24 protein-coding genes and 1 pseudogene are annotated in these 20,901 nt (G+C 71.7%); 11 read left to right on the top strand and 14 right to left on the bottom strand.

Annotated elements, in window-relative coordinates:
• Window positions 1–49 precede the first annotated feature (49 nt).
• Window positions 50–658, top strand: a complete 609-nt coding sequence (locus tag ACFV9Q_RS19725) for a pyridoxal 5'-phosphate synthase (RefSeq protein ID WP_377235803.1) — start codon at window positions 50–52, stop codon at window positions 656–658.
• Window positions 659–695: 37 nt separating this feature from the next.
• Window positions 696–1,568, top strand: coding sequence for an alpha/beta fold hydrolase (locus ACFV9Q_RS19720; protein WP_377235802.1), 873 nt, complete (start codon window positions 696–698; stop codon window positions 1,566–1,568).
• A gap of 45 nt (window positions 1,569–1,613) precedes the next feature.
• Here ACFV9Q_RS19720 and ACFV9Q_RS19715 read toward each other — a convergent pair whose 3' ends face one another.
• Window positions 1,614–2,033: a CBS domain-containing protein gene (locus tag ACFV9Q_RS19715; RefSeq protein ID WP_377228005.1), complete on the bottom strand. Its 420-nt coding sequence runs from the start codon at window positions 2,031–2,033 to the stop codon at window positions 1,614–1,616.
• Window positions 2,034–2,232: 199 nt separating this feature from the next.
• Here ACFV9Q_RS19715 and ACFV9Q_RS19710 point away from each other — a divergent pair, with 199 nt between their 5' ends.
• Window positions 2,233–2,355 carry a hypothetical protein gene (locus ACFV9Q_RS19710; RefSeq protein WP_377235801.1) on the top strand — a complete coding sequence of 41 codons (123 nt, stop codon included), beginning with the start codon at window positions 2,233–2,235 and terminating at the stop codon, window positions 2,353–2,355.
• Between the two features lie 2 nt (window positions 2,356–2,357).
• Window positions 2,358–3,035, top strand: a complete 678-nt coding sequence (locus ACFV9Q_RS19705; RefSeq protein WP_377235800.1) for a DUF6766 family protein — start codon at window positions 2,358–2,360, stop codon at window positions 3,033–3,035.
• Window positions 3,036–3,109: 74 nt separating this feature from the next.
• On the opposite strand, the gene ACFV9Q_RS19700 is transcribed toward ACFV9Q_RS19705, so the two are convergent.
• Complete coding sequence (locus ACFV9Q_RS19700) at window positions 3,110–4,072, bottom strand: TIGR03557 family F420-dependent LLM class oxidoreductase (RefSeq protein ID WP_377235799.1); 963 nt, start codon at window positions 4,070–4,072, stop codon at window positions 3,110–3,112.
• A gap of 127 nt (window positions 4,073–4,199) precedes the next feature.
• Here ACFV9Q_RS19700 and ACFV9Q_RS19695 point away from each other — a divergent pair, with 127 nt between their 5' ends.
• Complete coding sequence (locus tag ACFV9Q_RS19695; protein WP_377235798.1) at window positions 4,200–6,656, top strand: molybdopterin oxidoreductase family protein; 2,457 nt, start codon at window positions 4,200–4,202, stop codon at window positions 6,654–6,656.
• Window positions 6,653–7,129 carry a hypothetical protein gene (locus tag ACFV9Q_RS19690; protein ID WP_377235797.1) on the top strand — a complete coding sequence of 159 codons (477 nt, stop codon included), beginning with the start codon at window positions 6,653–6,655 and terminating at the stop codon, window positions 7,127–7,129. Before ACFV9Q_RS19695 ends, ACFV9Q_RS19690 begins: the two co-directional genes overlap by 4 nt.
• On the opposite strand, the gene ACFV9Q_RS19685 is transcribed toward ACFV9Q_RS19690, so the two are convergent.
• The gene (locus tag ACFV9Q_RS19685; protein ID WP_377235796.1) at window positions 7,122–8,180 is read right to left on the bottom strand and encodes a DNA topoisomerase IB; all 1,059 of its coding nucleotides are present in this window, start codon (window positions 8,178–8,180) and stop codon (window positions 7,122–7,124) included. The genes ACFV9Q_RS19690 and ACFV9Q_RS19685 overlap by 8 nt on opposite strands.
• 275 nt (window positions 8,181–8,455) lie before the next feature.
• Between ACFV9Q_RS19685 and ACFV9Q_RS19680 the strand changes: the two genes are divergently transcribed.
• The 3 genes and pseudogenes from ACFV9Q_RS19680 (at window position 8,456) to ligD (ACFV9Q_RS19670) (ending at window position 11,258) form a co-directional block, all read left to right on the top strand.
• Window positions 8,456–9,286, top strand: a complete 831-nt coding sequence (locus tag ACFV9Q_RS19680) for an EamA family transporter (RefSeq protein ID WP_377235795.1) — start codon at window positions 8,456–8,458, stop codon at window positions 9,284–9,286.
• 83 nt (window positions 9,287–9,369) lie between these two features.
• Window positions 9,370–10,251 (top strand): annotated as a pseudogene (gene ligD, locus ACFV9Q_RS19675) (non-homologous end-joining DNA ligase); the annotation flags it as partial.
• Between the two features lie 20 nt (window positions 10,252–10,271).
• Window positions 10,272–11,258: a non-homologous end-joining DNA ligase gene (ligD, locus tag ACFV9Q_RS19670; RefSeq protein WP_377235794.1), complete on the top strand. Its 987-nt coding sequence runs from the start codon at window positions 10,272–10,274 to the stop codon at window positions 11,256–11,258.
• Window positions 11,259–11,332: 74 nt separating this feature from the next.
• Here the strand turns inward: ligD (ACFV9Q_RS19670) and ACFV9Q_RS19665 are convergent, their stop codons facing one another.
• The gene (locus ACFV9Q_RS19665; RefSeq protein WP_377235793.1) at window positions 11,333–11,995 is read right to left on the bottom strand and encodes a GAF and ANTAR domain-containing protein; all 663 of its coding nucleotides are present in this window, start codon (window positions 11,993–11,995) and stop codon (window positions 11,333–11,335) included.
• Between the two features lie 215 nt (window positions 11,996–12,210).
• On the opposite strand from ACFV9Q_RS19665, the gene ACFV9Q_RS19660 reads away from it, so the two are divergent.
• On the top strand, window positions 12,211–12,861 hold the full coding sequence (locus ACFV9Q_RS19660; RefSeq protein ID WP_377235792.1) for a PAS and ANTAR domain-containing protein: 651 nt from the start codon (window positions 12,211–12,213) through the stop codon (window positions 12,859–12,861).
• Between the two features lie 23 nt (window positions 12,862–12,884).
• Here the strand turns inward: ACFV9Q_RS19660 and ACFV9Q_RS19655 are convergent, their stop codons facing one another.
• The gene (locus ACFV9Q_RS19655; protein WP_377235791.1) at window positions 12,885–13,967 is read right to left on the bottom strand and encodes an aromatic acid exporter family protein; all 1,083 of its coding nucleotides are present in this window, start codon (window positions 13,965–13,967) and stop codon (window positions 12,885–12,887) included.
• A gap of 241 nt (window positions 13,968–14,208) precedes the next feature.
• On the opposite strand from ACFV9Q_RS19655, the gene ACFV9Q_RS19650 reads away from it, so the two are divergent.
• Window positions 14,209–15,834 (top strand): FAD-dependent oxidoreductase, encoded by a 1,626-nt coding sequence (locus ACFV9Q_RS19650; RefSeq protein ID WP_377235790.1) that lies wholly within the window; start codon window positions 14,209–14,211, stop codon window positions 15,832–15,834.
• On the opposite strand, the gene ACFV9Q_RS19645 is transcribed toward ACFV9Q_RS19650, so the two are convergent.
• The 9 genes from ACFV9Q_RS19645 to ACFV9Q_RS19605 all read right to left on the bottom strand — a co-directional run bounded on the left by ACFV9Q_RS19645 (window position 15,831) and on the right by ACFV9Q_RS19605 (window position 20,897).
• The gene (locus tag ACFV9Q_RS19645) at window positions 15,831–16,619 is read right to left on the bottom strand and encodes a GvpL/GvpF family gas vesicle protein (protein WP_377235789.1); all 789 of its coding nucleotides are present in this window, start codon (window positions 16,617–16,619) and stop codon (window positions 15,831–15,833) included. The two genes, ACFV9Q_RS19650 and ACFV9Q_RS19645, sit on opposite strands and share 4 nt — an antisense overlap.
• Complete coding sequence (locus tag ACFV9Q_RS19640) at window positions 16,616–16,930, bottom strand: gas vesicle protein K (protein ID WP_377228015.1); 315 nt, start codon at window positions 16,928–16,930, stop codon at window positions 16,616–16,618. Before ACFV9Q_RS19640 ends, ACFV9Q_RS19645 begins: the two co-directional genes overlap by 4 nt.
• Window positions 16,917–17,534 (bottom strand): gas vesicle protein, encoded by a 618-nt coding sequence (locus tag ACFV9Q_RS19635; protein WP_377235788.1) that lies wholly within the window; start codon window positions 17,532–17,534, stop codon window positions 16,917–16,919. Before ACFV9Q_RS19635 ends, ACFV9Q_RS19640 begins: the two co-directional genes overlap by 14 nt.
• Window positions 17,524–17,958 (bottom strand): gas vesicle protein, encoded by a 435-nt coding sequence (locus ACFV9Q_RS19630; RefSeq protein WP_377235787.1) that lies wholly within the window; start codon window positions 17,956–17,958, stop codon window positions 17,524–17,526. Before ACFV9Q_RS19630 ends, ACFV9Q_RS19635 begins: the two co-directional genes overlap by 11 nt.
• A gap of 90 nt (window positions 17,959–18,048) precedes the next feature.
• Window positions 18,049–18,393, bottom strand: a complete 345-nt coding sequence (gene gvpO, locus ACFV9Q_RS19625) for a gas vesicle protein GvpO (protein ID WP_377235786.1) — start codon at window positions 18,391–18,393, stop codon at window positions 18,049–18,051.
• Window positions 18,390–18,644 carry a gas vesicle protein GvpG gene (locus ACFV9Q_RS19620; protein ID WP_377228019.1) on the bottom strand — a complete coding sequence of 85 codons (255 nt, stop codon included), beginning with the start codon at window positions 18,642–18,644 and terminating at the stop codon, window positions 18,390–18,392. Before ACFV9Q_RS19620 ends, gvpO begins: the two co-directional genes overlap by 4 nt.
• A 3-nt stretch (window positions 18,645–18,647) precedes the next feature.
• Window positions 18,648–19,373 (bottom strand): GvpL/GvpF family gas vesicle protein, encoded by a 726-nt coding sequence (locus ACFV9Q_RS19615; protein ID WP_377235785.1) that lies wholly within the window; start codon window positions 19,371–19,373, stop codon window positions 18,648–18,650.
• Between the two features lie 37 nt (window positions 19,374–19,410).
• Window positions 19,411–19,878 (bottom strand): gas vesicle protein GvpJ, encoded by a 468-nt coding sequence (gvpJ, locus tag ACFV9Q_RS19610; protein ID WP_377235784.1) that lies wholly within the window; start codon window positions 19,876–19,878, stop codon window positions 19,411–19,413.
• Between the two features lie 8 nt (window positions 19,879–19,886).
• Complete coding sequence (locus ACFV9Q_RS19605) at window positions 19,887–20,897, bottom strand: SRPBCC family protein (RefSeq protein WP_377235783.1); 1,011 nt, start codon at window positions 20,895–20,897, stop codon at window positions 19,887–19,889.
• Window positions 20,898–20,901: the final 4 nt, after the last annotated feature.

Raw genomic sequence — 20,901 nt, 5'->3', positions numbered from 1 at the left:
GCACCGCGTACCGGTGCGCTGTTCGACGGAGGAGTGAGCAGGAGGAACTGTGTCATCGAAGCGGCAGGACCGGTCCGTCCAGGACGACGGGCCCCTCCCTGACGACCCGTTCGTGCTGCTCGGGCACTGGGCGCCCGCGGACGACGACCCGGACCGGCCCCTGGCCACCCTGGCGACCGTCGACGTCGACGGCCTGCCCGACGCCCGCACGGTGCTCCTGACCGGCGTCAGCCCCGATTCCGTGGCGTTCCACACCGATGCCCGCAGCAGGAAGGTGGGTCAGCTGCGAGCGCACCCCCGTGCCGCGCTCGTCGTCCGCTGGGACGAGCAGGCACGGCAGGTCGTGCTGCGCGGGGCGGTGTCGGAGATCTCCGCGGAGGCGAGCCGGACGGCGTACGCGCGCCAGTCGCGGTACCTGCAGCTGCTCGCCTGGCTCAACACCCCGGAGCTCGCCGGCCTGGCCCGGTCCGAACGGGAGCGCCGCTGGGCCGACTTCGACGCGACCCGTCCCGTGCTGGACCCTCCGCCGAACTGGACCGGGTATGCGCTGCGGCCGGTCGACGTCCTGTTCTGGGAGGGATCCGAGGAGGGGCCGAGCCATCGCGTCCGCTATCGCCGGCTGGCGCACGGGTGGACCAGAGAGGCACTCCCCGGCTGACCTGAGCGCTCGTCGGCCGCGAGACACCGGAGGGCACGTGTTCGAGAACTTCACGACCAGGCAGGTCGACACCGAGGAGGCGTCGATCTTCGTCCGGCACGCCGGATCGGGCCCGCCGGTCCTCCTGCTGCACGGCCATCCGCGGACGTCCGCGACCTGGCACCGCGTGGCCCCACGGCTCGTCGACGCGGGGTTCACCGTGGTGTGCCCCGACCTTCGCGGGTACGGCAGCTCACGGGGTCCCGAGCCGAGCCCCGACCACTCCGCCCACTCGAAGCGAGCGGTCGCGCGGGACATGGTCGCGGTCATGCGGCAGCTCGGCCACGAGCACTTCTGCCTGGCGGGCCACGACCGCGGGAGCTATGTCGCGCTGCGGCTCACCCTCGACCACCCGGAGGCGGTCGAGCGGCTGGCGCTGATCGACTGCCTGCCGATCAGCGAGCACCTGCGCCGCGTGGACGCGGACTTCGCCACCCGGTGGTGGCACTGGTTCTTCTTCGCCCAGCCGGACATCCCGGAGCGTGTGATCAACGCCAACCCCGTCGGGTGGTACGGGCCCAAGGCGGACGCCGCCACCATGGGCGCCGAGAACCACGCCGAGCTCATGGCCGCCGTCCGGCATCCGGAGGTGGTGCGCGCGATGCTGGAGGACTACCGGGCCGGCCTCTCGGTCGACCGCGCGCACGAGGAGGCGGACCAGGCCGCCCACCGGCGGGTCGCCGCGCCGCTGCGTGTCCTGTGGTCGCTCCAGGACGACCTGGAGGACCTGTACGGCGACCCCCTCGCGATCTGGCGTGCCTGGGCGGACGACCTGGACGGGTTCGGCATAGCCTCTGGCCATCACGTCGCGGAGGAGAACCCGGAAGCCCTGTCCGCGGCCCTCGTGGACCACTTCCGCCCCGGGAGCTGATCGCGCGACGCGGGTGCCGGGCGGACCCACCACGACGGTCGTGGGTCAGCGGTTGGGTTGCGCGCGGGAGATGTCCGCGAGCGCGGAGTCCGGGTCGCGCTCCACGGCGAGATCACCGATCGAGACGATCCCCGCGAGGACGCTGCCGTCCAGGACGGGCGCCCGGCGGACGGCGGCGGCGCGCATGACCTCGACCACGGTCTCGACCGGATCGGTGACCCCGACGGTGATGACCTTGTCGCTCGTGACCTCCTGGACGGTGGCGTCGGCGTCCAGGCCCGCGGCCAGGCCGCGCACGACGAGGTCCCGGTCGGTGACGAGGCCGACGGCGGTGGGTCCGGCACGGACGACCAGCACCCCGACGTCGTGCTCGGCCATCGACCGGGCGGCCGCCCGGAGTGTCTCGGTCCCGTCGACGGTGATCGGAGCGGGGGTCATGACGTCGGCAACGGTTTGCTTGGCCATCAGGGCGCCTCCTTGAAGGGGAGCTGCCGGCGGTCTTCTTCACCGGCCTCCTCACTGTGTCCGGGTCGTGGGCCACTCGCACATCGCGGACCGGGCTACGTGGACAGTCCGACACGGACCTGCGCACCAGCGGCCGGCGCGCCAGTCACCAGCGCCAGGAGCATCATGAGGCTGTCGGCGACATGCGGAAGGGGCGGGGATGAGTGGCGGTCAGAGATCCGACGGGAACGGCCGGGCCGGCGCGGCGACGTTCTGGACGCTGCTCGGAATCATCGTCGTCGGTCTCGCCGTGATGATCGTGATTCCGCTGACGGGGCGCTGAGCATGCGCCGGTTCATCCGGGACAACGGGCTCAGCCTCGCGTTCATCGCGATCTTCCTGGTCACGCTCGTGGGACAGTCGTTCGCGGGTCACGCCGCCGAGGTGGAGGAGCTGGCTCAGCACGGCCGACCGCCCGTCGGCTACCTCGACTTCGTCACCTCCTCGGCCTTCCTCGTGGACGTGGCCGAGAACTGGCAGTCGGAGTTCCTCCAGTTCTTCATGTTCATCTTCGCGACGATCTGGCTGGTCCAGCGCGGCTCTCCCGAGTCCAAGAAACCCGGTGACGAGGGGGTCGGCACCGACGAGGAGCAGCTCGTCGGCGAGCACGCCCGGCCCGACTCCCCGGCCTGGTCGCGCGCCCGCGGTATCCGGCTCTGGCTCTACGCGAACTCGCTCCTGCTGGTGATGGGCACGATCTTCCTGCTGTCGTGGTCGGCCCAGTCGCTCGGCGGTCACGTCGTGGCCAACGAGGAGGCCGCCGAGCACGGCGAGCCCGCGCTGACCTGGCTCCAGTACGTGGCCTCGCCCGACTTCTGGAACCGCACGCTGCAGAACTGGCAGTCCGAGTTCCTGGCCGTCGCGGCGATGGTGACGTTCGCGGTCTTCTTGCGGCAGCGCGGGTCGAGCGAGTCCAAGCCGGTGGGCACCCCGCACCACACCACCAGCGTCGAGGCCGAGTAGCAGATCGAGCAGCCGCTCGAGGCGGACGCCGGTCCGGACCCTCCGCACCGGCGGCCTGACGCGTCCCGGAGGGCCTAGAGCCTCCGGGCCCGCTCCAGCAGCGGTCCCGCTGCCTCGGCGAGGAACCGGTCCTGGTGGTGGTCGCCGACCTGCACGAAGGCGAGGTCGGTGAACCCCGCGTCCAGGAACGGCCGGGCGCTCTCGGCCAGCCGGTCCAGGTCGGGCCCGCACGCGATCGACGACGCCACGTCGTCCGGCCGGACGAACTGCGAGGCAGCCGCGAACCCGGCCGGCGTCGGCAGGTCGGCGTTCACCGCCCAGCCACCGCCGAACCAGCGGAACTCGTCGTGCGCCCGCTCGACCGCGGCGTCCTCGTCGGGGTCCCAGCACACCGGGACCTGCCCGAACACCCGCGTGGCTCCCGGGTGCCGGTCGGTCCAGCCGCTCACCACGTCGGCGTCGGGCACCGTCTGGACCAGGTGGTCCGCGAGCGGGGCGAACCGCTCCACCCCGCGCTCCCCCGAGACCGCCACCCCGATCTGGACGCCGGCGTCCGGGACGTCCCAGAGGCGCCCCGAGTCGATACGGAAGTGCTGCCCCTCCCACGTGACGAGCTCGCCGGTCAGCAGCTCCCGGATGATGTGGACCGCCTCCTCGAGGAGGTCGTGCCGCACGGCGATGCCGGGCCAGCCCTCACCGATCACGTGCTCGTTGAGGTTCTCGCCCGCCCCGAGGCCGAGAGTGAAGCGCCCGTCTGCCAGGAGCTGGAGCGTCGCCGCCTGCTGGGCGACGACCGCCGGGTGGTACCGCATGGTCGGGCAGGTCACGAAGCTCATCAGCTCGACCGTGCTCGTGGCCTGGGCCACCGCGCCGAGGAGCACCCACGCGTTCGGCGCGTGCCCCTGCTCCGTCAGCCACGGCGAGAAGTGGTCGCTGGAGACCTCGAAGTCGAACCCGGCCTCCTCGGCCGCCACCGCGTACCGGACCAGCTCGCGTGGCCCGCTCTGCTCGGTCATCAGGGTGTATCCGAAGCGCATGTCGTCGTCCCCTCCCCGTGCTGTCGCACGGCCGCGTGTCTCACCCGACCATAGGCAGGCCTTAGCCGGCTCGCGCCCGGGGCGTCGTGCGGTTGCGAGCGGTGACCAGGAGGGATCCGCTGGACGGATGGTGTCCACCGACCGCATCGCCGAGCCCTGGGGAACGCGCACTCCGTACGGGCCCGGTGAGGACTGGCCGGTGCGCACCGACACCTTCCTGGCCGACGGCGTCGACGCCGGCCAGGTCGATCGCTGGGTGCAGTCGGCGTCCCTCCTGCACTCGAACGGCGACGCCCTCGACATCGCCGTCAAGGACGACCGCATCGTGGGGGTCAGGGGCCGCGCCGAGGACCGGGTGAACCACGGCCGGCTCGGGCCCAAGGACCTCTACGGGTGGCAGGCCAACGCGTCACCCGACCGGCTCACCCGACCCTTGGTGCGCCAGGGCGGCACCCTCGTCGAGAGCACCTGGGACGACGCGATGGGCCGTGTGGTGGCGGGCGCCCGGCGGCTGCTGGCCGAGCAGGGCGGGAGCGCGATCGGCTTCTACACCTCGGGCCAGCTCTTCCTGGAGGAGTGCTACACGCTCGCGGTCGTGGCGCACGCGGGGATCGGCACCAACCATGTGGACGGCAACACGCGCCTGTGCACCGCCACGGCGGCCGAGGCCCTCAAGGAGTCGTTCGGCTCGGACGGCCAGCCCGGCTCGTACGGCGACGTGGACCATGCCGACGTGATCGCGCTGTTCGGGCACAACATGGCGGAGACGCAGAGCGTGCTGTGGACCCGCGTGCTCGACCGGCTCGCCGGACCGAACCCGCCCGCCCTGCTCTGCGTGGACCCGCGGAGAACTCCCGTGGCCCGGGCCGCCACCCTGCATCTCGCCCCGCGCCCCGGCACCAACCTCGCCCTGATGAACGGCCTGCTGCACGAGGTCGTCACCCACGGCTGGGTGGACCAGCGGTACGTCGACCGGCACACCGTCGGCTACGCCGACCTGGTAGGGACGGTCCGGGAGTACCCGCCGGAGCGGGTGGCCCAGATCTGCGACGTGCCCGAGGCCGACCTGCGCGAGGCCGCCCGGCTGCTCGGCACCGCAGAACGGCTGTTGTCCACGGTGCTGCAGGGGTTCTACCAGGCCCACCAGGCCACTGCGGCGTCGGTGCAGGTCAACAACCTGCACCTGCTGCGCGGCATGCTCGGCCGGCCAGGCTGCGGCGTGCTGCAGATGAACGGCCAGCCCACGGCGGAGAACACCCGCGAGTGCGGGGCGGACGGCGACCTGGCGGGGTTTCGGAACTGGTCCGACCCGCAGCACGTCGCGGACCTCGCCCGCGTGTGGAACGTGGACCCGATGACGATCCCGCACTACACGGCGCCCACCCACGCGATGCAGATCATGCGTTACGCCGAACAGGGCTCGATCCGGATGCTCTGGGTCCAGGCGACCAACCCGGCCGTCACCCTCCCGGAGCTCGAACGCATCCGCGCGGTCCTGTCCCAGGAGCGGCTGTTCCTCGTGGTCCAGGACATCTTTCTGTCCGAGACGGCGCAGCTCGCCGACGTCGTGCTGCCCGCGGCGACCTGGGGCGAGAAGACCGGCACCTTCACCAACGCGGACCGCACGGTCCACCTGTCCCGGAAGGCCGTCGAGCCTCCGGGCGATGCCCGGCCGGACCTCGACATCCTTCTCGACTTCGCGCGGCGGATGGACTTCCGGGACAAGGACGGCGGGCCGCTCGTGCCCTGGCACGACCCGGAGTCCGCCTTCGAGGCCTGGAAGGAGTGCAGCCGTGGGCGGCCGTGCGACTACACGGGCCTGACGTACGACCGGCTGCGCGGCAGCGGCGTCCAGTGGCCCTGCACCGAGGAGCACCCGGAGGGCACCGAGCGGCTGTACGCCGACGGGCGGTTCTGGAGCCGCGCGGACGAGTGCGAGACGTACGGCCGCGACCTCGCCACCGGCGCGCCGCTCGAGGCGACCGACTACGCGGCGCTGAACCCGGACGGCCGGGCGATCCTCAAGCCCGCAGACTTCGTCGAACCGCACGAGCTGCCCGGCGCGCAGTACCCGCTGCAGCTCATCACCGGGCGCACGCTCTACCAGTTCCACACGCGCACCAAGACGGCCCGGGCCCCGCAGCTCCAGGCCGCCGCGCCGGACGTGTGGGTCGAGGTCTCCGCGCACGACGCCGACGGGCTGGGCCTCGCGGAGGGCGACCTCGCCGAGGTGGCCACTCCACGCGGCGCGGTCCGCGCCCGGGTCCGGGTCAGCGCGATACGACCCGGGGTGGTCTTCGTGCCGTTCCACTACGGCTACTGGGATGTCGGCACCGGCGACGAAGGCCACCACCGGGCTGCCAACGAGCTCACCATGACGGCCTGGGACCCCTGCTCCAGGCAGCCGCTCTTCAAGACCGCGGCGGCGCGGGTGCGCAAGCTGGCGGACGCCGACGGCGCCCCCGCGCCGGCGCCGTCAACCGCCTCGGCCTCGGTGGTCCCCGGCGTGCCACCCACCGCCGGCGGGCCGACGGCCCTGGCGGACGAGCGCCTCCCCGCCGCCAGGGCTGGGAGCGCGCGATGAAGATCGGCGTCGTGCTGCGGGACGTGTACTGGTCGGAGACGGACCTCGCCGACGACCTGCTGCGGCTCGCCGACCGGCACCGCGCGGATCACGACGTCTTCCACGTGGCGCGGGACGTGGCCGTGTGGTCCCGGCGGCATGCCCAGGACGTGGCCGCGATCGCCCCCGACTACGGCGCCGAGGTCGACGGCCGGCCCGGGTCCCCGGCCGGTTCGGCCGCGCCCGAGGCCCGCCGCGGGCCTCTCGCCGGGACGGACGACCCGAGCCTCGTGCTGCTCCGCGACCTGCGGGGTGTCTACCTCGCGGCCACCGGGGTCGCGGCCGACTGGCAGATGCTCGCCCAGGCGGCCCAGGGCGTCCGCCATGCCGAGCTGCTCGACCTCGCCGAGCGGTGCCGGGCCGAGACGCAGCGCCAGGCGCGCTGGGCGAACGGCAAGCTCAAGGAGTCGGCCACGCAGGCCCTGGTCAGCTGAGCGGCGTGCTGCCGGTCAGGAGCTTGAGCAGCGCCCGCTCGTCCGACGACATCCAGCGCGACGAGCGGACGGCGTCGGCACCGGACCGGACGATCAGCTCGTCGAGCGTGGCGCGGTCGTCCGTCAGGATCACGGGGTGGACGTAGCTCTTGCGGCACACCGCAGGGGTGTTGTGCAGGTGCTCGGCGGCGACCCGGACGGCTTCGACCCGCTGCGCGTCGTGCTCGGCCTGGTCCGCCGGTTCGAGCCCGCGCAGGTGTCCCAGCGCGATCGCGCTGGCGCCCCACGTCCGAAAGGTCTTGGCTGTGTACCCGGCCCCGGTGACCCGGCCGAGGTACTCGTTGACGTCGTCCGAACCCACGCTGCGCACCTCGTCGCCGTCCACGTACCGCAGGAGGTGCTGGCCCGGCAGGTCCTTGCACCGGCGGACGATGTTCGCGACGCGGCGGTCGTGCAGCACGACGTCGTGCGGCTTCCCCGACTTGCCTTGGAAGCGGACCCGCACCTCGGCTCCCGTCACAGCGGCATGCCGGTTGCGCAACGTCGTGAGCCCGTAGGACTCGCCGGAGCGAACGTACTCTTCGTTGCCGACCCGGATCAGCGTCTCGTCGAGCAGACGGACGACGGTGGCCGCCACACGGTCCAGGCTCAGCCGGCTCGCGCCCATGTCGGCGTCCACCTGCTTGCGCAGCCCCACCAGCGCCTCGCCGAACCCCGCCAGGTCGTCGAACTTCGCGGCGTCCCGGTACTCGCGCCACCCGTGGTGATAGAGGTACTGCTTGCGGTTCTTGGCGTCGCGGCCCGTGGCCTGGACGTGACCGGACCCGTCGGCGCAGATCCAGACGTCGGTCCAGGCCGGCGGGATGACGAGCGCCCGGATCCGCTCCAGCGTCTCCTGGTCGGTGACCCGATCCCCGCGGTCGTCGATGTAGCCGAACCCTCGCCCACGCCGCCGTCGGCGGATACCCGGGTCGGCGTCGGAGCTGTGCGTGAGCCCGTTCCCGGCCGTCCCGCTCCACGACGAGGTCACCGATCGAGAGGATGCCTCCATGGCGCACTCCTCACCGAGCGGGCGACGGTGGGCTGCTTCACCGGGCTTCTTACCCTGCACCGGCGTCCCACAACTCGCAATGCCGGCCTCACGCGACGGCGAATCGTGTGCGCGCTTGCGAGCCGGAGCGAGCCTGCGATTGTTGACGTCGGTCCCGAGACGGGCCGTCCAGACCTTCGGTACGGGCGCCGGACGAGGCGCCGCCGGTCTCGCGTGCGACCGACACCGGCGGCAGCGTGGTGGCCGAACCATCAGTCCAGGAGGGGGCAGCGCCGATGCTGGGTCCGTGGCTCGCGCTGTCGTCGGCCCTCGTCTACGGAGTGGTCGACTACGCCGGAGGAATCCTCTCGCGGCGGGTCCACTTCGCCGTGGTCTCCTTCGTGGGTCAGCTGGGCGCTCTGCTCGCCGCATGCGTGGCCGCCGTCCTCGCCGGTCCCGGCGACGTGCTCCAGCCCGCCGACCTCGGGTGGGGTGCCCTGTCCGGCCTCGGCAGCGCCACGACGATGTACTTCCTCAACCGCGGAGTCAGCCGCGGTGCGCTGAGCATCGTCATGCCGATCAGCGCCGTGACCGGAGTGGCGTTGTCGGTCGGGTGCGGAGTCGTCGTGCTCCACGAACGGCCAGGCACGCTGGCATGGACGGGAATCCTGCTCGTGCCCCCGGCCCTGTGGTGCATCACTCGCGGACGGGTGTCGAGGGGCCGAGGCGCGGTACGGGACGGGTTGATCGCCAGCTGCGGGGTCGCAGTCCAGTATGTCGCGCTCGGCCTGGCGAGCCCGGACAGTGGCCTGTGGCCGGTGGCAGTCGGCAGGGTCGTGGCGGTGATCGCGCTCGTACCGGCCTTGCGGTCCGCACGGATGTCGCGGGTCAGGGCGGCAGATCACGCCCGAGCCGGGCTGATCGGAGCCGGGGCCACCCTCGGGCTGGTGCTCTACGTGCTGGCCGCGCGCCAGGAGATGCTGGCCGTCGCCGTCGTCATCGCCTCGCTCTATCCCGCCATCCCGGTGCTGCTGGGAGTGACGGTGCATCACGAGCGGTTGGGCCGCACCCAGGCCCTCGGGCTCGTAGCGGCCGGGATCGCCGTCGCCCTCCTGAGCATCGGCTGAGGTGGTCGTGCGGGGTCGATCATCGGGTTGCGAGCCGGCGCGAGCCTGCGATGGTCGAAGTGGTCTGCGAAGGGACAGCAGAGATGATCACGGACGCGAACCAGGACACCCAGGTCGTGACGCTGGACGACCGTGAGGTGCGCCTGACGCACTTGTCCAAGGTTCTCTACCCGGAGACCGGTACGACCAAGCGCGACGTCGTCGAGTACTACGCGGCCGTGGCCGACACGATGCTGCCGCACGTGCGGGATCGTCCGGCCACACGCAAGCGTTGGCCGGACGGGGTCGGGGAAGACCCGTTCTTCCACAAGGACCTCGGCCGTGGCACGCCGGAGTGGGTGGCGCGCCGCGAACTGAGCCACCAGACCGGCACGTCGACCTATCCCCTCGTGCAGGACTCGGCGACACTCGTCTGGCTCGCGCAGATGGCCGCGCTGGAGATCCACGTACCGCAGTGGCGGTTCGGCCGGCCGGCCGTGAGCAGTGGGGCGCCCCGTTCGCCCGATCGGCTCGTGCTGGACCTCGACCCTGGCGAGGGAGCCGGGCTCGCGGAGTGCGTGGAGGTGGCCCGCCTTGCCCGCGGGATCCTGCAGGGCATGGGACTGGATCCGGTACCCGTGACGAGCGGGAGCAAGGGGCTCCACCTGTACGCGCCGCTGGAGGGCCGAGACTCCACGGAGCAGGTCACCGAGGTGGCTCACGAGCTTGCCCGGTCTCTCGAGGCGGACCATGGCGACCTGGTGGTGAGCGACATGAGGAAGTCGCTGCGCACGGGCAAGGTGCTCGTCGACTGGTCGCAGAACAACGGCAGCAAGACGACCGTCGCGCCCTACTCGCTGCGTGGCCGCAGCCGGCCCTGGGTCGCACTGCCGCGAACCTGGCGCGAGCTGGGTTCGCCCAAGCTGCACCAGCTCGAGCTGGACGAGGTGCTCCCCCGCATCCGTCGGCGCGGCGACCCGCTCGCCGGCAGCACCAGGGTGCCGCGATGACTCGACCCACGTATGAGGTCATGCTCGCCACCCTCGGTGCGCGCGACGACGTCGTCGGCCAGGGAGATCCGGACGACTGGTCGCTCGAGATGAAGTGGGACGGGGTGCGGGCGCTGGCACGGGTCGGGCAGCAGGACGGGCGTGGTCCGGTCAGCCTCGCCAGCCGCAACCAGAAGGCCCAGGGCCCGCGCTACCCGGAGATCGTGGACGGCCTCGGGCGCGCCGTGCGCGGGGAGGCGGTGCTGGACGGTGAGATCGTCGCGCTCGACGCGCGGGGCCGACCGAGCTTCGCCCGGCTGCAGCACAGGATCAACCTCGCCGATCCACGGGAGATCCGGCGGGCGGCAGAGCGCGTGCCCGCCCAGATCTTCCTGTTCGACCTCCTGGAGCAGGACGGCGAACCGCTCGTCGACCTGCCCTACACGGAACGGCGTGAGCGCCTGGCTGCCCTGGTGACCGAGAACGAGTCCGTCAAGGTCCCGCCGGCGGTGGAGGAGGACTTCGACGACGCATGGCGGACAAGCGACGAGCTCGGTCTCGAGGGCGTGATCGCGAAGCGCCGCGACTCGCGCTACGCCGTCGGACGACGCACCCGGGACTGGATCAAGATCAAGCACGCCCGGACGCAGGAGGTCGTGGTCGGCGGCTGGCGACCTGGTCAGGGACGGCGTGCGACGACCGTCGGATCACTCCTGCTCGGAGTCGGGGACGCCGAGGGCCGGCTGCACTACGTCGGCAGGGTCGGAACGGGTTTCTCCCACCGTGACCTCGACGACCTGCACGACCGGCTCGGGCGGATCGCACGCGAGACCACGCCGTTCCACGACATACCCCGGGCCGACGCACGTGACGCGCACTGGGTGACTCCAACCCTCGTCGGCGAGGTCGAGTTCGCCGAGTGGACCAGAGACGGCCGCCTGCGGCAACCGCGATGGCGCGGCCGGCGCGAGGACAAAGACCCGCGACAAGTACGCCGCGAGTAGGTGGTGGCACTGCTCCGACCGCGGCACGAGCCCTCCCCGAGGCAGGGTCGAGGCCGGGTAGACGCTGATTCCGCTCACTCGTCGCGAAAGTGCATCCCACGGCGTTGGAGAACCTCTTCCGCCACGGCGAGCAGGCTCGTCGATCGCACGAAGGCGTGCGCGCGGATCAGCGCGGACGCGTCCTCGGGCCGGATGCCCAGCTGGATGGCCACCATCCCGGTGGCCTGGTGGAACGGCGCCTTCTCGGTCCAGTTCAGCAAGCCGGCGTTCCTCAGCAGGTCAGCCCCGACGACGTCGGCAGCGAACTGCAGGTCCTCCGCCCTCCGGTGCTCCCGCCCGAGAACGCCGTACAGGCTGAGTACGCCGACCACGCGGGAGCCCACCTGCATCGGCACCGCGTAGAGCGTCGCTCCGGCAGCGACCAGTCCCGCCAGATGGGAGAAGACCGGGTACTCGCCCACCATCGCGCCGATCCGCATGACCACCAGCCGGTTCTCGGCCAGCGCCTGGTGCACCGGGCCCTCACCGAGGACTTCCTCGAGTGGTTCGAGCTGCTCGAAGGCACCTGGCGTGCTGACGGCGACCTGGTCTTCCGCATCGGCCAACACGGTCAGCGCTCCGCCGTCCGCCCGGAAGGCGTCGACGCACGCCTCGCACAACCGTGCCGGCAGCGGTCGGTCCGCCTCGGTGTCGGCGAACGACCGAGCGAGCAGGCTCAGGAGTTCTGGTGGATCCACTCTTCGGTTCACCTCCCCCGCACTCCTACCCACACTCACACCACGAGTTTTCAGTCGCACGACCGGCTTGGTCGACCAGGCGGCGCACGGTCACGAGGGAGACGGGTGAAGTTTGGGTACCCTTACCTCGGGCTGTCGGTGACGACGCATTGACGCTACGGTCGGGGTGAGTCAGGACGCGGCTCGTCGGCGCTATGCATCCGGGAGGCTGCAACATGAGCGCGGAACCATTGGAGATCGAGCGCGCCCTGACCCTTGGCGCGAACCACACCATCGGGCACTACCGCTACGACCTGGCGACCGGCGAGTGGTGGTGGTCTGACGAGGTGTACCGGATCCACGGTTTCGAACCTGGAGACGTGGTCCCGACCACGGCACTCATCCTGGCGCACAAGCACCCCGAGGACCGTTCCCGGGTCTCCCGGATCCTCGCGCACGCCGCCACGACCGGAGAACCCTTCAGCAGCGTCCACCGCATCATGGACGCCAAGGGGCAGGAACGAACGCTCACCGTGATCGGACGAGGTCGCCGCGACCCCGGCACCCACCGGGTGACCGAGCTGGTGGGCTACTTCGTCGACGTGACAGCCGGAATCAGCCGGCAGGCGAACGAGGCCGCCGACACGTCCATCAGGGCGTCGGCCGCCACCAGAGCTCCGATCGAACAGGCCAAGGGCATCGTCGCCATCGCCCTCGGCGTCGATCCTGAGGCCGCCTTCGAACACATGCGCGTCACCTCCAACGTCACCAACGTCGCAGTACGTCAGGTCGCCCGGCAGATCATCGAGATCGCCAGCACGCAGGGCTCGCTCCAGGACGTGCGCACCTTCCTGGTGCCCTCCGACCCCGCTGCCACGACTCCCTGAACCTGCCGACGCACGATCGTGGGCTACTCCGGCTCGCGGGCGGCGGTCAGCGCAGAGCAGGCGCGCCGCAGGATGACGACGATCGCCCCGGCGACGAAGAGGTCCTGACCCGACGAGCGCCGGACCGCACGTACGGCGCCCGTGAGCGCGTCGACGGACTCACGGCAGCGCGCCACGGCCTCGTCCGCGGGCCCCTGGCCACGGTCGGAGCGCAGGGCCTCGGCGTACGCCCGCAGCGCTGTGACCAGCTCTGGTCGTAGCAGCGGCCCGAGCGCCACGCGCTCCTGGTCGGCGCGTTCCCACTCGGTGAGGAGTCGTACGACGTCGTCGACGACGTCCGCCGCACTGCCCAGCTCCTGCGCACGCCGGGCCTGCGCCGTCGTCCGCTCGCCGTAGCGCCGCGCCTTCCGGTTGACCCGCAGCGCCTCACGCGTCCCGGACATGGCATCCCTGGTCCGGTCGGTGGTCGGGGTCAGGTCGTGACGGCGGCGCTGCCACTCCTCGGCCAGGAGGGGCCCGTCGTGCTCCAGGCGCTGTGCGAGCACCTCGAGCTGGTCGACCAGGACGTCCCGCACCCGGTCCAGCGCGATCTCCGAAGGAGTGAGCGGCAGCGGCGGCAGGAGCAGGTTGATCGCCACGCCGATCGCCGCGCCCACGACGATCATGCCCGCGAACACGCCGGTGAACTCCAGCGGGTGGGCGCCGCCGAGCACGAGCACGAACAGGGCGGACGTGACCACCCAGGTACCCATCTCGCCGAACAGCCGCGAGCCGGCGCACAGCAGGGCGACGGCGACCACGATCGCGACCGACAGCACGCTGGAGCCCACAGCGGCGTCCACCCCGCGGGCGATCACCGCCCCCAGCAGGAGCGCCCCGACCGCCTGCACCGACTCGCGGACGGACCGGACGGCGCTGCTGGTCACCGCGACGACCGCACCGAGCGGCGCGTAGTAGGGGTACTCCGAGAACGGCGCGGGCGCGAGCAGGGCGACGAACCAGGCGAGCGCGGCGGCCACCGCACCCTTGAGCGCGAGGGACCACCGCGGGTGGCGCGCCCACCGTCCGTGCAGGAAGGACAGCGCGCGCGACCCCGGCACCGCCATCAGGGCGCCGGGTCGAGCACGTCCTCGACGCTGACGTTCTCCTTGCCCTGCCGTGTGGGTGCACGCATCGTCGTCCTCCCGGTGTCGCGGTCCTCGCAGCCCTGTGGGCCTGCCTCACGAGCGTTGCGCGTTCCGGCTCAGCTCGCCATCGTGCCGCCCCGCGCCGTGCGAGTGCCAGGCCTGCGTGCCAGCCTGAGAACGTCGCCGCGACGTTCCCGATCACTGGCACAGGAGGCGCGCTGTGAGCGAAGAAGACCCCAACGACACCTCGGGCGGTGCCCGTGCAGCCGGCACGTCCGAAGGCGCTCCCGGCCCGCTCCGCGCCGACGTCGTCGTGGTCGGGGCGGGAGTCACCGGGGTGGTCACCGCCCAGCTCCTCGCGGACGGCGGTGCGAACGTGGTGGTGCTCGACTCCGGCCCGGCCGGCGCCACCACCACCGCCCGGTCGACCGGCAAGCTCTCCGTGCTGCAGGGCGCCCACCTCGCACGCGTCGCACGACACGGCGACGACGCCGTGGGCGCCTATCTCGCGGCCGGCTTCGCGGGCCTCGGCTGGCTGCGCCGAACCCTTGACGACCTGGACGTCGCCGTCGAGAACCGGGACGACCTGACCGTCGCCACCACCCGGGAGGAGGTGACCGTGCTCGATGCCGTCCTCGCGGTCTGCACGCGGCAGGGGCTCGCCGCGCACCGGGAGGACGAGCCGCCGTACCCGGTACGCACCTTCGGCGCGGTTCGCCTGCCGGGCCAGGCCCAGGTCGACCCGCTGCAGATGCTCTCGGCGCTCCGCGCCCGGCTCCGCGCCCGCGGTGTCCCGGTGCACGACGGCGTCCGCGTCCGGCAGGTGCGCCGGGCGCGGTCCGGCGTCGCGCTGCGCACGAGCCACGGCACCGTGCTCGCCGAACGTGTCGTCCTCGCGACCGGTGCCCCGCCCGGACGCCTGGGCGGACTGTTCCTGCGGCTGGAGGCGGGCCGCAGCCTGCTGACCACGTGGGACCTGCCCGACCCCGAAGCACTCCCGTCAGGCTTCGCCCAGACGACGTCGATCACGGCGAACCATCCCGTGCGCTCCCTCCGCGTCGCCGGTGACCTGCTCATGGTGGGCGGCGAGGGCTGGACCGTCGGCAGGGAGCCCGATCCGGCCCGGCGGTTGGCGACGCTGGAGAGATGGACCAAGGGCACCCTGCCTGTCGGAGCGGCACGGCACGCCTGGGCGGCCCAGGACTACACCAGCGACACCGGACTGCCGTTCATCGGGCCGGTCGTCCCGGGCGACGAGCGGGTGCTCGTCGCCACCGGCTACGGCAAATGGGGGCTCACCACCGGCGCCGCCGCCGGTCTCGCGCTCGCGGGCCGCATCCTCGACGACCCGGTGGACTGGGGCCCGGCGCTCGAGCCGTGGGCGCGCCCGCCCGAGCCCTCGACCCGGACCGCGGCCACCTTCGGCGAGCAGACCAAGGGCTGGGCATGCGCGGCGACGCGCCCGACGGGGCAGCGCGCCGGAGCCCCGCGCGTGTCCCGGGTCTGCCCGCACCTCGGCGGCGTCGTCCGCTGGAACGACCAGGAGGAGTCCTGGGACTGCCCGGTGCACGGGTCGAGGTTCGCGGCGGACGGCACGTTGCTCGAAGGACCCGCCACCGAAGGCCTGGCTCCTGCTGAGAGTCCTCAGCCCACGAGACCCCAGCCCGAAAGACCCCGGCCCGAGAGGCCCCAGCCCGAGAGGCCCCAGGCTCAGCACGACGGCAAGGCGGCTGACTACGACGACTGGACGGTCGCGAAGCTGCGTGAACGGGCGGCCGAGATCGGTATCCCTGGGCGCTCCACGATGCGCAAGAGCGACCTGATCAAGGCGCTGCGCTCGCACTAGGACTCGAAACCCGGTGGTCCCAGCGCGGTGACGTCGGCGAAGGAGTACGGCGGCCACGGGCCGACATAGCGGATTCGCGCCGCCGGCTCCTCACCCTGGATCGCCGTCAGCACGGTGCCCACTCCGCGCACGTCGTCGGCCGGCACCAGCAGCGCCACCGACAGGACGAGGGAGGTTCCGGCAGCGAGGTGAGCCCGGCGGTTCTCGTCCAGCCCTTCGCTGACCGCGGCCAGGCGGCGGCGGTAGACGGGATGCCGGTCGTCGGCCTGGGCCTCGGTGATCTCGCGCTCCAGCTGGTCGACGCGCTTTCGGAGCAGCCGCTGGACACCCGGCGGCCGGCTCTCCAGCTCGGCCTTCGCCGAGATCACGTCGGGATGTCCCTCGGCGGCCTGCTGCCGGTCCAGGCTGATCTCCACGTGGAGCTCGACCCGCCCGCCGAGCGCGTCGAGGCGTTGGCGCAGCAGGTCGGCATGGGTCTCCATCCACTCCTGGAGCCGCTGTCCGGCCGACGCCTCCGCGGTGGGCGCCACGATCACGTTGAAGCTGGCCGGCAGCACCGTGTCAGCGATACGCCAGACACGCTCGACCACGACACTGTGCTCGACCGCCCAGCGCCGGACGTCGGCGTCCGCTCCCTGGTACGGACCGCCGTCGTGCTCGTGGACGACGGCGGTCACGCCGTCCGGCCCGGCGACCGCGCGCAGGGCCACCCCGTCGATACCGGTCCCGAGGTCCGGGGGCGTGGCCGGCACGATGCCGTAGAGATAGAGGCGGTCCCCGGTCACGGGCCCTCCAGTCCGGGCTGTCCGTTCCCGCGCTGCCCGGTGAGACCCCGGACGATGTCGTCGACGACGTCGTCCAGCCCACGCCTCAGGTCCGCGACGGACGTCTCCAGCCCGTGGTCCTGCTTGATCTGCCCGATCGCCTCGTCGAGGTCGAGCAGGGCCTGACCGAGGCGCTCCTGCTCCTCGTCGGTCAGCTCGCCGCCCTCCAGCCGACGGATCGCCTGGCTCTCCAGTGCTTCCTCGATGATCTCGACCAGCGTGACCACGAGGGTGAGCAGCCCGTTCTTCAGGTTGCGCTCATCGATCTCCATCGCCGGCCTCCTCCCTGGCGCCGACCGTCTCCCGCAGTGCGTCGTGGAGGCGCTGAGGAGCAGCCGCGGAGAGCCACACCCGCCCGGAGGGCACGACCACGCACACCCGCAGCCTGTCCGGACCGTCGACGACGGCCTCGGGCCGCAGCTCGACCGCGACCAGGTCCTCCAGCGGCGTCTGCCAGAGGATCTCGCGCGGGTCGGCCCGCCAGACGATCAGCCTCCTCGAGGTCAGGTAGACGATCCCCGGACGCCAGCTCCGGTACGGCTCCGCCTGGAGATGCCCACCGGCCATCCGCAGGACGATCTCCTCGCCGTCGCCCAGCGGCACGTGACGCCCGACCGAACGCCGTGCCCACTGCCGGGTCTGCTCGTCCCAGCTGCGCATCAGACCGTGCTCCAGCATGGTCTCGATCCCCGCGACGGCGGCCCGCAGGCTGACACCGATGAGTGGTACGTCCGCGACCGAGATGATTAGGTCCAGATCCAGGTAGACGCCCTTGTCGAGCATGACGTCGAGCAGGTCGGGCAGGGTCGCGCCGACGTCGCGTGTGGGCTCCATCCGCGCCGCGTCGTCGGCCCGCGTCCCCGGATCAGCGGTCACGGCGACCCTCCCGCCCAGTCTTCCTCGGTGGCTTCTCCTCCACCTCGCGCTCGTCGTCCTGGTCAGGGCCGGCCAGCTCGGCCCGGTCCGCCTTCCGCTCCGCCAGCGCGCTGCGCCAGCCGCACCACGGGCACAGGTCGTTCAGCAGCTGCGAGCGCGGCGACGTCTTGCCGCACCTGGGGCAGGTCTCCTTCTGCTCGATGGCGCGCCGCCAGGCGAGCGTCTCCGTGTTGGTGCCGGCCGGGAACTCGAGACCGTAGCGCGCGGCGGTCTCGAAGGAGGCGAGGGCCGCCCGGATCCGGATGCCCAGGAGCTCCACACCGGCCAGGGAGACCATGATGTCCGCGTTGACGACGAGGCCCTTGTCCAGGAGTGTCTCGATCACGTTGACGAGCGACCCGTCGGGGTCGCGCTGCGGTTCCATCGAGCGATCGTGACCGCCGACCACGCTCATGCCAGGTCACCTCCTTCGCCGGGGTCCGCCGGCCGGTGCGGCCGCGGTCGTCGCGCCGCGTCACCCGTCGTCCGTGCTCCCGCGGACGTAACGGCTCGTGCGCCGGTAAGCCAGGAGCTCGCCCTGTTCGTCGAGCTCCACCTCGTACTCGGCCATGACGTCCGCGGTGCTGGGCACGCGCGGGTCCTCGACGGCCTCGATCACCACCACGAACTTCTCGTCCTCGGAGCGGATCCCGACGACGCTCTCCAGCCGGCGCCCGGTGAGCTCGACGAGCTGCTCGACCGCAGTGCGGGCCGCCTGCACTGCCGTCAGGCGCGATTGTCCGCCTCCCGTACCGCCGCGTCGCTCGCTCGTCGGACGGCGACGGGCGCGCTCACCGGTGCGTGTGTCCGCGTCGTTCATCGCTCTCCCCTCTCCCGGGCGCGCCGGTTCGCCTCGACCAGTCGGGCGACGAGCTGCGCCTCCAGCGCATCGGCCTCGTCGTCGGACAGGTCGCCGTCGTCCCGCGCCCTGCCGATCTCCTCCAGGCGCCGGCGCAGCGCGCCGACGTCGTAGTACTGACGCTCGGCCTCGTCGCGCACCTGCTCGGCCACCCAGATGGTGCCGCGGACCGGTACCAGCGGGATGGACAGCAGTCCTCTCAGCAGGCCCATCGCTCATCGCTCCCCGACGAAGTCGTACGGCGCCTGCGGTCCCACGAGACGAAAGAAGATGCGGCCGTACGCGCGCTCCGCGATGCCTTCGAGCACGCCCTCGAACTTCGTGTGCTCGGCCCGCCGGACGAGCGCGGCACACTCCAACACGTCGTCGACCTGTTGCGTCTCGTGCTCATGGATCTCGACCGTGAACGGGGCGAGCTCGTCGAGCACGACATCGATGTCGTGTGCCCGCTTGCGCGCGAATCCTCGGACGACGAGCTCTCCCAGCCGGATACGGGCGTCACGCAGAGCGTGCGGCGGCAGGTGCCGCAACGTCTCGCGCAGCCTCGCGATCTTGACGTCCTCCGCCACGAGCTCGGCCAGCACGGCTTCCTGGACGTACCTCGCCCTGACGGTGAGCTGAACGAGACCGCCCAGGCGGTCCAGGTCATCGGAGATCGCCCCGCGACGCTCGATCGGAAAGGCCTCCTCGACGGCCGTCTCGTCGGGCACCACCGTGCCGAACCTCATCGGCAGAACCGGGTGATCGGCCGCCACCCCGTCGAGCACGGCGACATGGCGACGTATCTCGGAGGGCGTCCCGACGAACTCGTCGGTGTCGACGTCGGACACCAGAACGGCGACCTCCCCGAGCCCGACCAGACGCATGTCACTGATTCCGGGTCCGGCCGGGACGTCGGGCACATCGGTGCCGGGAAGCACGAGCCCATAGAGGTACAACACGCTCCCTCCCCCGCAGCGATAGGTGCTCTCAGGTCCGCTAGGACCGGGAGACGCGGCGCCGGGAACGGCGCGGCGCCGGTTCACGCTGCTCGTCGTCGGCGTCGTTCTCGGCCGGAGACCGTTCCTCGGTCTCGTCCTGGTCCTGGTCCTCGTCGTCCTTGCCGCTGCCGACGAGAGCTTCCTTGGCGGACTTCAGCACGCCCTTGGTCTTGCCGCGTGCACCGCTCTCGGAGATCCCCTCCATGAGGTCCGGCAGGTCACGGCCGCCGGTCCGGGCAAGATCGAGCCGGTTGGTGGCCTCGGCGAACCGGAGATAGGTGTCGACGCTGGCGATGACGATGCGGGCGTCGATGGTGATCACCTCGATGCCGACGAGCGACACCCGCACGAAGACGTCGATCACCAGACCCTTGTCGAGGATGATGTTGATGACGTCTGCCAGCGAGGCGGACGACGGACGGTCGACGTACCCCGAGCTCGGGGCTCTCGTGGTCACAGCAGTCATCGCGACCCCTACCTGTTCTTGGTCTCGGTCTCCTCGTCGGACCCCTCTTCCTCGTCCTCTTCCTCGCCCTCTTCCTCGTCCTCGTCCTCGCCCTCCTCGCCCTCGTACTCCTCGCCCTCTTCCTCGTCGTCGTACTCCTCGCCCTCGTCCTCCTCGGCGGCACGCTCCTCCTCCACGACCTCCTCGTGGCTGCGGACCACCTCCTCGTCGTGGATCTCGGCGCGGTATCCCTCGTCTTCCTCGGGGCGCAGCACCGACTCGGTCATGACATGGCGCACGAAGTACTTGAGCTCCAGCCGGACCCGCCGGTTCACCGCCCGCCAGATGTTGCCCGTCTTCTCCATGAAGCCCTGGGGGTAGTACGCGACGACGATCACCAGTCGCGTGAGGTCGTCACCCAGCGGGTGGAACGTCACGACGCCGCTGAGATGCCCCTTGGCCCCGCTGGACTCCCAGACGATCCGCCGATCCGGTATCTGCTCCGTGATGACGGTGTCCCACTGGCGGTGCGACCAGAGCACCTTGCCCTTGAGCTGGACCTCGCCGGTCTCCTCGTCCAGCTCGGTGTGCTCGACCTTCTTCATGAACTCGGGCCACTTCTCGTACGAGGTCCACGCGTTGTAGACCACGCCGAGCGGAGCGCCGACGTCGATCGCCTCGACGATGTTGTTGAACTTGAACTTCTTGGCGCTGCCGCCGCCCCCACCGTTCCCGCCGCCGAAGACGTCCTTCACCTTCTCCTTGACGCCGGTGACCGCGGCGGAGAGGCCTGCCTTGACCGGCGAAGCACCCTGCGCGAGCTCCTCGGCGCCCTTGGCGGCCGCGGAGGCCTTGGCCCCGCCCGCCTCGCCGGATCCTTCGGCGTACTGGGTAAGCCGGTCCGTCAGGCCGCTGACCTTCTCCGTCAGGTTGTCGACCGCGTGGTCGGCGAGCGCCTTGACGTAGCCTCCGGCCGACTCGCGCAGAGCGGCGAGCGGCTGGGGTGCCTCCTTGGTCTTCTCGGAGGACTGGTTGCTCATGGGA

This window comes from Promicromonospora sp. NPDC059942, assembly GCF_042731755.1.
GTDB lineage: Bacteria > Actinomycetota > Actinomycetes > Actinomycetales > Cellulomonadaceae > Promicromonospora.
The sequence above is the reverse complement of the archived record's forward strand: the minus strand, read 5'-3'. Positions and strand labels throughout refer to the sequence as shown.